Source organism: Streptomyces sp. NPDC041713, from assembly GCF_055591085.1.
On the sequence record NZ_JBVIZY010000021.1, the window covers coordinates 54,788 to 65,189 of the forward strand.

At 68.0% G+C, this 10,402-nt stretch carries 10 protein-coding genes and 1 pseudogene; 6 read left to right on the plus strand and 5 right to left on the minus strand.

Translation table 11 applies throughout. The features are described from left to right. The first annotated feature begins 173 nt into the window (after positions 1-173). The 4 genes from alr (at position 174) to ACZ6CV_RS35890 (ending at position 4,455) form a co-directional block, all read left to right on the plus strand. Positions 174-1,340 (plus strand): alanine racemase, encoded by a 1,167-nt coding sequence (gene alr, locus ACZ6CV_RS35875; protein WP_469255924.1) that lies wholly within the window; start codon positions 174-176, stop codon positions 1,338-1,340. Next, positions 1,337-2,398, plus strand: a complete 1,062-nt coding sequence (locus ACZ6CV_RS35880; protein WP_469255925.1) for a D-alanine--D-alanine ligase family protein — start codon at positions 1,337-1,339, stop codon at positions 2,396-2,398. Before alr ends, ACZ6CV_RS35880 begins: the two co-directional genes overlap by 4 nt. An 87-nt stretch (positions 2,399-2,485) precedes the next feature. Then, positions 2,486-3,223, plus strand: coding sequence for a two-component system response regulator CseB (gene cseB, locus ACZ6CV_RS35885; RefSeq protein ID WP_469255927.1), 738 nt, complete (start codon positions 2,486-2,488; stop codon positions 3,221-3,223). A 5-nt stretch (positions 3,224-3,228) separates the two neighbouring features. Beyond that, entirely contained in the window at positions 3,229-4,455 is a 1,227-nt protein-coding gene (locus ACZ6CV_RS35890) for a sensor histidine kinase (RefSeq protein WP_469255929.1), read from the plus strand. 104 nt (positions 4,456-4,559) lie between these two features. Here ACZ6CV_RS35890 and ACZ6CV_RS35895 read toward each other — a convergent pair. Continuing rightward, positions 4,560-5,224, minus strand: a pseudogene (locus ACZ6CV_RS35895) (IS5 family transposase); the annotation flags it as partial. A gap of 79 nt (positions 5,225-5,303) precedes the next feature. Between ACZ6CV_RS35895 and ACZ6CV_RS35900 the strand changes: the two are divergent. After that, positions 5,304-6,281 carry a tyrosine-type recombinase/integrase gene (locus tag ACZ6CV_RS35900; RefSeq protein WP_469255931.1) on the plus strand — a complete coding sequence of 326 codons (978 nt, stop codon included), beginning with the start codon at positions 5,304-5,306 and terminating at the stop codon, positions 6,279-6,281. 250 nt (positions 6,282-6,531) lie between these two features. On the opposite strand, the gene ACZ6CV_RS35905 is transcribed toward ACZ6CV_RS35900, so the two are convergent. The 4 genes from ACZ6CV_RS35905 to ACZ6CV_RS35920 form a co-directional block, all read right to left on the minus strand. Next, a complete protein-coding gene (locus ACZ6CV_RS35905) occupies positions 6,532-6,807 on the minus strand; it encodes a hypothetical protein (protein WP_469255932.1) in 276 nt (91 codons plus the stop codon). Positions 6,808-7,486: 679 nt separating this feature from the next. Continuing rightward, positions 7,487-8,176: a hypothetical protein gene (locus ACZ6CV_RS35910; protein WP_469255934.1), complete on the minus strand. Its 690-nt coding sequence runs from the start codon at positions 8,174-8,176 to the stop codon at positions 7,487-7,489. A 45-nt stretch (positions 8,177-8,221) separates the two neighbouring features. Beyond that, a complete protein-coding gene (locus ACZ6CV_RS35915) occupies positions 8,222-8,467 on the minus strand; it encodes a hypothetical protein (protein ID WP_469255936.1) in 246 nt (81 codons plus the stop codon). Between the two features lie 812 nt (positions 8,468-9,279). Then, positions 9,280-9,771, minus strand: coding sequence for a hypothetical protein (locus ACZ6CV_RS35920; RefSeq protein WP_469255938.1), 492 nt, complete (start codon positions 9,769-9,771; stop codon positions 9,280-9,282). Positions 9,772-9,927: 156 nt separating this feature from the next. Between ACZ6CV_RS35920 and ACZ6CV_RS35925 the strand changes: the two genes are divergently transcribed. Continuing rightward, positions 9,928-10,119 (plus strand): hypothetical protein, encoded by a 192-nt coding sequence (locus tag ACZ6CV_RS35925; protein WP_469255939.1) that lies wholly within the window; start codon positions 9,928-9,930, stop codon positions 10,117-10,119. Positions 10,120-10,402: the final 283 nt, after the last annotated feature.

Sequence of the window (10,402 nt, forward strand, 5' to 3'; positions counted from 1 at the left end):
GCTTGGGCGCCCCCCGGACCTGTGGAGCGGCGCCGGGTTCCACTGTGTGGGGCGTGTGTGGCGGGCTCGCGGCGGTGCTGTATCAGCGGACGCTCCGTCTGCGTTCGCAACAAGGCGCTGCTCGATACAGGACCGATGCACGAGTGCCGCATGCGCCGGGCAGGGTGGGCGGCGTGATCGAAGAACAGCGACGCCAGCCCGTCCTTCAGGTGGACTTGTCGGCAGTGGCAGCCAATGTCCGCCGTCTGCGTGCCCGCACCGCTGCCTCGTTCATGGCGGTGGTCAAGGCCGACGGGTTCGGGCACGGCGCTGTGGAGGTTGCCCGTACGGCTCTTGGCCACGGGGCTGAGCGGCTCGGGGTCGCCACGGTCGCCGAAGCCGTCGAACTGCGCTGTGCGGGAGTACCGGCACCCATTCTGAGCTGGCTCAACTCTGTCCACACCGACTTTCGCCCGGCGCTTGAAGCCGGTGTCGAACTCGCGGTGTCATCCGAGGAGCAACTGCACGCCGTCGCGGCCGCTGCCGGTGCGGTGCGCCGACCGGCCGGCCTGCATCTGCATGCGGATGTCGGCATGGGCCGTGAAGGCGCGGGCCCAGAGAGCTGGCCCGCTCTGTGCCGCCGGGCCGTATGGCTGCAGCGGTCCGGCACGATCGACGTCCTCGGCATCATGGGACACCTACCGTGCGCCGAACGTCCCCGCGACCCGCACAACCGCACCGGCCGCCTGGCCTTCGAACGAGCGGTGGGTGAAGCCCGCCGCGCGGGGCTGCGCCCGCGCCAGTGCCACCTGGCTGCCACGGCAGCGCTTCTCAACGATCCCGCCACCCATCATGACCTGATCCGCGCCGGGGCCGGCCTGTACGGCATCGACCCGTCCGGGGAGGCCGGGCTGCGCTGGGCGGCGACGCTGACCGCTCCGGTCATCGCCGTCCGCGAGGTGGCGGCCGGCGCCTGCGTCGGATACGGGCACACCTGGACCACACCGCGCCGCACCCGCCTGGCGCTGCTGCCGTTGGGCTACGGCGACGGCTTGCCGCGCGCCGCCTCCGGCCACGCCCAGGTGTTCTTGAACGGCCACCGCCACCCAGTGGTGGGCATCTTCTCCATGGACCAGATCGTCGTAGACATCGAAGACAACCCCGCCGCTGCGGGTGATGTCGCCACGCTCTTCGGCCCCGGCGATCAAGGGGAGCCCACCCCGGCCGAGTGGGCCGCCTGGGCCGGCACCCTGCCTCACGAACTGCTCACACACACCGGCTCCTGCGCCGGCCGCCGCATCACCCGAACACACCTGCCCGCCCCCACGCGGACAGCACTTGCCCAGGAGATCCCCGCATGAGCACCACCGCCCCAGCCCGCCCGGTCCGTGTCGCCGTGATCGGTGGCGGCCAGAACTGCGAGCACGAGGTCGGGCTGGCTACCGCCGCTGCGATCTGCGCAGCGCTGCCCGCCGCGTACACGACCCTCGCGCTCACCATCGCTGCCGACGGGACCTGGCACGGCCCCGACCATCTGCCGCTGAACGGCCTGAGCAGTGCGCTCGAGCTGATCGCCTCCTGTGATGTCGTCTTCCCCGCCGTCCACGGCCCGCACGGTGAGGACGGCACCCTCGCCGCTCTGTGCGACCTCGCCGGCCTGCCCTATGTGGGCTCCGGAGTCAGAGCAGGCGCCCTGGCCATGGACAAGCCCACCACCAAGCTCATCGCCCGACAGGCCGGTATCGACACGGCACGCGCCGTGACCGTCACCTCCGCACACGGCACGCCCCCACTACCGCTGCCCGTGGTCGTCAAACCCGTGGCGGCCGGCTCCAGCCACGGCGTCACCCGTGTCGAGCACGCCCGCGACTACCAGCAGGCCGTGACCGAGGCCCTGGCGCTGGACACCAGGGTCCTGGTCGAGGAATACATCCACGGCCGGGAGATCGACATCGCCGTCCTGCGCCGCACCGACGGCTCCCTGGTCACCGGCCCGGCACTGGAGATCGTCACCCCCGGCCAGGCCATCTTCGACACCCGCCGGAAGTACGACGGCACCGCCGACTTCCGCATCCCCGCACCCCTTGGCGCCGCCGAGCAGGACGCTCTCGAAACGGCAGCGACCGTACTCTTCCGGGAGCTGGACTGCGCCGGAGTAGCCCGCTTCGACTTCTTCCTCACCGCGGACCGTCTCGTCCTGAACGAGATCAACACCACCCCGGGCCTGACAGCCCACTCACAAGTCCCCAGCATGTTCGCCGCTGCCGGCCTGCCCTACGCCGAACTCCTCAAAGAACTGATCAACGAAGCCCTCGACCGGCAGGCTCCTCCGACGACCACCGCCGATATCGAACCGGCCTCAGACACCGTTCGACTCACCCCTGGGCCGAGGCGCACCAGGTCAAACCGAGCCCCGTGATCGCTCTATCCTTTCCCCGGATCCCATACGCGCTGATATGCGTAGACCCGCACTAAGAGAGCACTGCCCGAACAGGAGTACCTGCCCGTGTCCACATCCCCGGCTGCGGCCCCTCAGCAACTGGTTCGGGTGCTGCTGGTGGAGGACGACGATCTGATGCGCCGCTCCTTCACCGTCGCCCTGGAGCGGTACGGCTACCAGATGAAGGCAGTCTCCGACGGTCTCGAGGGACTGGAGGCATTCCGTGATGAGCCCTTCGACCTGCTGATCCTCGACGTAATGCTGCCCGGCCTGGACGGGATCGGCCTGTGCCGCCGGGTCCGCGAGAGCAGCCTGGTACCCATTTTGATGATGTCGGCCCGCGGTGACGGGCTCGACGTCGTCAGCGGCCTGGAGGCGGGAGCCGACGACTACGTCGTCAAACCCGTGGAGACCGGGGTTCTGGTCGCCCGTATCCGCTCCCTGCTGCGACGCGCCACCTACACGCGGCCCGCCACAGCCGAGCACCCCAGCCCCGCCGAGCCGACACCGCCCGAGGACAACGTACTGGTCTTCGGCGACCTCACCATCGACACGGCGGGGCTGGTCGTCTCACTCGCCGGGCGCCCCATCGCGCTCACCCCCACCGAACTCAAGCTGCTCCTGGAGTTCGCCGCGCACCCGGGCATCGTCCTTGAACGGCACACGCTGCTGCGCAACGTCTGGGACTACGGCTGGGACGGCGACAGCCGAGTCGTTGACCTGTGCGTACAGCGGCTGCGCGCCAAGCTTGGCCGCGACCGGATCGAGACCGTCCGCGGTTTCGGCTACAAACTCAAGCGCTGATCCCCATGCCCCAGTCCCCGAACCGGCCCCAGCACCGTCTGTCCCTGCGCTGGAAAACCGCCGCACTCGCCGCCGCCACCGCCTGCCTGGTCGCCGTGGTGGTAGGCGTGATGGTCCACGCCTGGACCGCCCACGAAATGCGGAGCCGCGCCAGGATGGATGTCCATAACCGCCTGTACTCGGCCATGGATGTCTACCGACGCACCGGTGTCCTGTCCGGCGGCGCCGAACTCGACTCGCCTCAGCTGCCCCACTCCCTGCGCCAGCTGAATGACAGCGAGCGCCATACCGCCTTCCATGGCCAGTTCGTCTGGGCCGCCCAGCGAGTGGGAGCATCCGACGACCGCGTGCTGGCCGTTGCCCTGAACCTCGAACCGCAGCTGACCACCGTGCGCCGCCTCGACGCCACCATCGTCGTCGCCTCACTCAGCGCACTCGCTGTGGCCACCCCGCTCGCCGTCTACGGGGCCGGACTGCTGGGACGCCGCCTGCGCCAGGTCTCACAGACCGCGCAGCGCATCAGCGCCGGCGATCTCGACGCCCGCACCGGGCCGGCCAGGACTCAGGACGAAGTAGCCGACATCGCCTCCGCCGTGGACCTCATGGCCGACAACCTGAGCCAACGACTGCAAACCGAGCGCCAGTTCACGGCAGATGTCGCGCACGAACTACGCACGCCCGTCGGCGGCCTGCTCGCCACCGCCGACCTGCTGCCTCCCGGGGAAACAGAGGATCGGATGCGAGCCCGGGTCCGCGACCTGCGCGACCTGGTCGAAGACCTCCTGGAGATCTCGCGCCTCGACGCCGGAGCCGAGCAGGCCGAGCGCACCCACGTTCCGCTCGCCGCGGTCGTCAGCGACGCCGCAGCGCGCACCGGCCTCCCTACACGCATCACCACCGTGGACAATCCCGAGTCCGTAGAGACCGATCCGCGCCGCCTCGAACGGATCGTGAGCAACCTCATCGCCAACGCCCACCGCCACGGCCGAAGCCCGGTCGAGGTCACCATCGACGGCCACACCGTCGTCGTCCGCGACCACGGCCCCGGCTTCCCGCCTGACGTGCTCCGCGACGGACCGCGCCGCTTCCGCACCGGAGCAAAAGACCGAAGCTCAGGTCACGGCCTCGGGCTGACCATCGCACTGGCACAGGCACAGGTCCTGGGCGCCACACTGAACCTGCACAACGCCCCGGACGGCGGCGCCGTCGCCAGCCTGGAACTGCCACCCTGATCACCCACGTATGGAGCCGGCCTGCATCGGTTCCCAGCCAGATGCGGCCAGTTGACGCTCCCGTGTGCGGGTTCCTCTGACGCCTCCCTCGCTGAGAGGTCGTTTCATCCTGTTGTTTCATCCCGGAATGCGGCTCTTTGGTGTGCTGGTGTCGGGGCGCGCCAGGAGACGGTGTTCTCGCCGCTGAGGCGGCGGGCCATGAGGTCGGTCATGGCGAGGTGGATCATCGCTTCGGAGCGGTGCGGGTGGGTTTCGTAGTCGCGAGCCAGGCGGCGGTGGAGCATCAGCCAGCCATAGGTCCGCTCCACCGCCCAGCGTTTCGGAATTGGGGTGAAGCCCCTGGTCCCGGGCGTGCGTTGGACGATCTCAAGGTCGATGCCGAGGGTGGCTGCGTGCTCGATGAAATGTTTGCGGTAGCCGCCGTCGACCCAGATCTTGCGCAGGCTGGGATGATCGGCGGCCACCTGTTCGAGGAGGATGCGGCCGGCGGTGGAGTCCTGGACGTCTGCCGCGGTGACCAGGACGACCAGCAGCAGGCCGACATGTCGGTGATGATGCTGCGTTTGCGTCCCACGATCTTCTTGCCCGCGTCGATGCCCTGGCTGGCGGCGGGGACGCTGGTGGAGGTCTTCACGCTCTGCGCGTCGATCACGCAGGCCGACGGGTCAGGGCTTTTGCCCTCCTGCTGGCGGACGAGTTCGCGCAACAGGCCGTTGAGCTGGACGAAGATGCCGTCCTTTTGCCAGTGCGCGAAGTAGCCGTAGACCGACTGCCTATTAGTTACGTGGAATCACTCGCGCAGGATGCAGCTCGTATCCTGCGGCGTCCCCGCGTACTGAGGAGATCCGTTGGGCAACACGGTGGTCCTAGAGGAGAAGTGGCCCGTCCTGTGCCGGCATAAGCTGGCGGCCGAGTGGCTCCGAGTGTGGACGGATCCGGGGCGGGCTCCCCGGGCGATCGACGCGTACGCGCGGGGCCTGGCCGAGTACCTACTGATCTGCGAACGGGACGGAATCGATCCGGCTGCTGCGAAGCGCCTGCACGTTGCGGCGTTCGTGAAGGAGCTGAGCACGCGGCCGAGCAGGCGCGGAGGCAATGTCGTCGTTCTGGACTCCGAGGCTGGTCTGGCGAATGCGACGCTGCAGCAACGGCTGGTGCCGGTTCGGCTGTTCTACGACTACCTCATCGAGGAAAGCCTGCGGGAGTCGAACCCGGTCGGCCGCGGTCGCTACACGCCCGGCCGGAACTTCGGCGGGCACCAGCGAGGGCTGGTGCCCCGCCTTACGAAGCTGCCTTGGATCCCGGGCGAACAGCAGTGGCCAGACCTGCTGGCGGTCGCGCGTGAGGAGCCCGTACGCAACCGGGTCATGCTCGCTCTCGCCTATGACGCGGCCTTGCGTCGCGAGGAGCTGTGCTCTCTGCGGACCGACGATCTCGACCCCGCCCACCGGACCCTTCGGATTCGGGCGGAGACGACGAAGACCCGACGCGAACGCGTCGTCCCCTACTCAGCGGCGACCGGCGTCCTGCTGTCCGGCTACCTCACGCATCGGGCCACGATCAGCCGGGCCCGAGGGCCGCTGTTCCTATCGGAGTCTCGCCGCAACTACGGCCAGCCGCTGACCCTGTGGACCTGGTCGAAAGTGATCCGGCGCGTCGCACTCGCGGCCGACCTGCCCCGGTTCTCGACGCACACCACACGGCACCTGTGCTTGACCGACCTGGCCAGGTCGGATTGGGAACTGCACGCCATCGCTTCCTTCGTACGACCGTCGCGGCCTGCTCACTCAGCCCGAGGCGGAAGGACTCGCTGCGCTTGGCATTGATCAGCTGCGGCGCGATGGCCTCAGCCCCGATGCGGCGTCTCTTCGCCCGATCGCGCGGTTGGTGCGGCCCTTGGCGGACACTCTCGCCGGCTTCCACTGGCCGCCGGACGACCGTCACCAGCAGCGGTTCGCGCGGGACGCGGCCGGTCTGGTGCTGATCCGCAGCGGCGAGCTTCGCCGGGCGTTCTGGGACTGGTCACCAGGCGACTGGGCGGATCTTGTCGGCACCAGCGGCGCCGACTTCCGACGCTCATGGGGCCGGCAGATCGGCCCCAATGCCCGGCCGTTCGTGATCGCCTATGCCTACCTGCTCGGCGAGGTCACCGCCTTCGATCGACTCGGTCGCTTCCAGCGACCCGCTCTGGCCACCAGGGTGTTCGGGGCCGATCCCGTCGACGACGCCGTCCGACAGATCTGCAGGGTTCTGGCCGAATGGGGCTATCGCCGTGACTCCGACAAGCTCACGGCCGTGATCTGCCAGACGCTGCTGCTGAACCGCAGTCCGCTGGCTGGAGGACCTGTCCACCGACGCCCTGACCATATTGCGCGCTCATCCGGCGATGAGTGGACAGTGGGGCAAGGATTTCTACGGCCTCCAACGGGCGGTCGCAGCACTCGGCCACGCGGACCCGCCACCGTCACGCCACGAGGCCGGACCGGCAGCAATGGAGGGCGTCCCAGATGCCTGGGCGGCATCGGTCGAGCACTGGTACGCGACATCCCCGCTGACTCCGAAGATCCGCAGCGGCTACCGCAGCGTGCTCGCCAAGATCGGTCGCTGGCTGGCCGCCGAACACCCCGAGATCACCGAGCCCGGCCAGTGGACCCGACAGACACGCCCGCCGCATCCCAGACGTCAAGGAAGGCAGCCTGCCGCTCGCGCCAGTTTCACTCCACACGGCCGGCCGGGCCTTTGTGACAGGCTGCGGGCGGGTGGGGCCAGCCACCCCCGCCCGCACCCGCGTCGGCCGCCCCGACGAAACAGGCCGCCCGTACGGCACCACCATGACAAGAGCGACAAGACCCACTCGAACGCGAGACTTGCACCAGCCGGCTACCGCGTAACCGCCAAGCCGGCGGCGTCGTTGAACCGTGCGACTCCATAAAGTCGGGCCTCGGGGACCTAATGGCTGATCCCCCGGGGCCCGTGGTGGCTGAAGCAACTCCTACAACAGTCTCTGGCCCACAGTGTGCCTGGAAGCTCCTCATGCCCACCTGGTCAGGTCATAGACCGCGTCACACCGTGGATCAACAGCCTCATCGACGCGATGCGCGGGAAGGGTCTCACGGTCATCTGGGTTGAGGATGGCCATAAGTTTGGCTGAGGCCCACCACCCCACGTTGCGGAGCTGGTGGGTGTCATCGTCGTACAACGAAACATCCACGCCGATGGTGCCGTAGTCGCAACTCAAGTAGAGGCGCAGGACGGTGGGAGTGCGCAGGTCGAAGCCCACGAGGTGGTACAGAGCCGGAGCAGCGGATGCTGGCGCGCCATGCCAGAGGGGATCTCCCACCAAGTCGGCGATCACGTAGTCAAGGGCGTCCTGAGCTGAGACTTCGCTGTTTCTACTCAGTAGACCTGCGGATTCCAGTGCTGCGACATCGATTACCCGCAGTCCCTCATTGCTGCGCGCGTACGGAAGGTCTTCGGCCAGGGCTCGCTGCGCTACGTGCCGCAGGGCCCCGACATACCACCAATCGCCGATCTGTTGTCCGTCCGACCACCGCTCGGGCAGGTCCACGAGGAGAGACTCGACCGTTGAACTCGCCAAGCGGACCCGGTAACGCTCACTGCCGGTCCGGTGGGCAGCCTGCACGTAGTAGTCCGTCCCAGGCAGCGGGGCGCCGATGAAACGGCGAAGCGTCAGCAAGACGCGGGCCGGGAAATCGTCCATGTCTCCAGAATCCTCCGGCCAGCGTCCGCTGACTGCCTCTACCGATCAGATGTCGTTGACCCAGTCAGGGCACAAAGTCTGCCCCTTGCAGAAGGAAGTGATGGTCCCAATGGGCCGGCCATCGGGAGTATGGACACCTCCGGGTCCCTTCTCACCCCGCTCGGCACTGCTCAGAATGTTCATGCGCACGTGACTGCCGCTGGTGATGACGCCGTCGTACTCGGCCCGCTTACCGTGAACACGGTCAGCCTTGCCATGGTAGGGCGCATTGATGAACTTCTTCGACGTCACGTTGTGCTTCTTCGCCGCGTGCCGGGCGCCGAAGTCGTTGTTGCCCTGACGTGTAGGGGATGTCGTGGCCGTCCCAGTCCAGTGCCGACCAGTTGACGCGGTACCAAGGAATGGACGGGTCAGGCGGGACTACGCCGGGCTCCTCGGTTTCGGCGGGGTTCCCCGGGAGCGGCACCCCCTCACTCAAAGCCCGCTGCACCCCAAATTCTGCGACGTACTCGTCGTTGGACAGCACCTGGATGTCAGCCGGGCCACGGGAGGCCTCGGCATCCTCCTCTGCGGCCGTGGCCGCCCCCGGTGTCAGTACTGACGTAAGGCAAGCGACGGCAGTAGCAGCCATCGCGGTCTTGTGTAACAAGCGCACGAACGTTCCCCCAGCAACTCAAGGCGGGCTTGCAACGAGACTGTTGAGCCCGTGGGTGGTCTGTGGTGGTCGTGGTGAGCCTAGATACACGATGGGAAGTCTGAGCCTTATGCACGGAGGTTTGACGCAAATCCTCCTCCCAAAATTCCCGCCCACGCCCCGCCACTGCACTGCGCGCTGGCTACTCAAGTCCTCCGGCCCCTGGATCAGCTCTTGGCTGATCCATATCCCAACGGCCCGTACACGCATACATGCCGCGCTATGTGCGCCTATTGGTGATGCGTAAAGCAGTCCTTCCTCGGCAGGTCGACAGCAGCCCGGAGACCAACTGCTGCACCCGGCGACGGGGTTGAACTCGGGAGAACCGGCCGACGATCCGGCTCATCAGTCCTTGGAATGCTCCTGCCAGTGGGCAGGCACTACGCCGGCGTCCGAGGTCGCCACGTGATCATTGGCTGTCCACACAACACCCCGTGGTCAACGGCGGCCTCGGACGCCACCGAAGCCAGTAGTCGGGCCCTTCGACTCGGTAGCGAACGTCGACACCAGCAACGAACCGCAGCTCACACACGAGCCGACGGGCGTCGTCCGGCGCCAAGCGGTGCGGCGCCAACAGCGCCTCCAGCTCGTCATAGCGGGCGTCGACCCCGCCGTGGCCCGGATGGCTCTCCTGTCCGACCTCGCCCGCCTCACGGCGCCCATACCACCTGGCGAAGATCGCCCACTGCTCACGCTCCAGCTCCGCCACCGCCTCGCTTGCGGGCCAGACCCGGTACTCATCGACTTCATGGCTGTGGTCGTAGACGCGCATCTCGAAGTAGTGAGGCGTCCCGTCGATGCCAGCAAGACCCGCCCACGGCCCGTCGTACCACTCCGACTCGGCGTACACACGCTCGAAGCCGTCCGCGATCAACTGATCTTCACCCCAGACCTCAACCACGCAGGCAGGCTACCGCCGAGCAGCCTCCTGGTTTATGGGGCCCGCTCAGCCGATCGGGGCGCCCCTCAGCCCCGCCTTCCGCGTCGTGCGTCGCGGAAGGCGAAGAGTCGTAGGCGTCCAGCCACACGTCGGCCATCCACCGACCAACGAACTCCCATGCTCCGTCGTCTCGCCGTCGTCCTCGCCAGGCGATCTGCCGCAGTCTGTCTCGCCGCGGGCACCGCGACCGCCGTCCCCACCGACGGGCCCAATGATCTGACGCCCCGTGAACAGGCGGGTCTGCGATTCGCGGGCCATCTGCTCGGTGGCCTCTTCGGCGGTGTGCCGATGCCGGTGCAGGGCCTCTGACACGGCGAGGTGCGCACGCCACGTCACAGGCCGAAGGCGCTGCCCTCGATGAGGAAACATGCCGAGTGCGGCCAAGAGCAGGGCAGCAAAATGTGCCCCAGCGGGTGAGGCCTCGGCGATGACTGGGCGGGTGGCGAAGTGCCGGCCTGTTCGAAGAAGGCGCGGGCAGCGCTCGCAGGCCTCGACGGCTAGGTCGTGTCCGCAATGTGGTGGCGTCGTTGGTCTGTTCGTGGTGCGTCGTCATGAGCTGACTGATCAAGCGTGGGCGGTGATCGAGCCGTTG

Coding starts and splice junctions, on each gene's coding strand:
- ACZ6CV_RS35880 (WP_469255925.1), top strand. CDS start 1,337: ATGAGCACCACCGCCCCAGCCCGCCCGGTCCGTGTCGCCGTGATCGGT.
- ACZ6CV_RS35910 (WP_469255934.1), bottom strand. CDS start 8,176: ATGGACGATTTCCCGGCCCGCGTCTTGCTGACGCTTCGCCGTTTCATC.
- ACZ6CV_RS35890 (WP_469255929.1), top strand. CDS start 3,229: ATGCCCCAGTCCCCGAACCGGCCCCAGCACCGTCTGTCCCTGCGCTGG.
- ACZ6CV_RS35925 (WP_469255939.1), top strand. CDS start 9,928: ATGCTCCGTCGTCTCGCCGTCGTCCTCGCCAGGCGATCTGCCGCAGTC.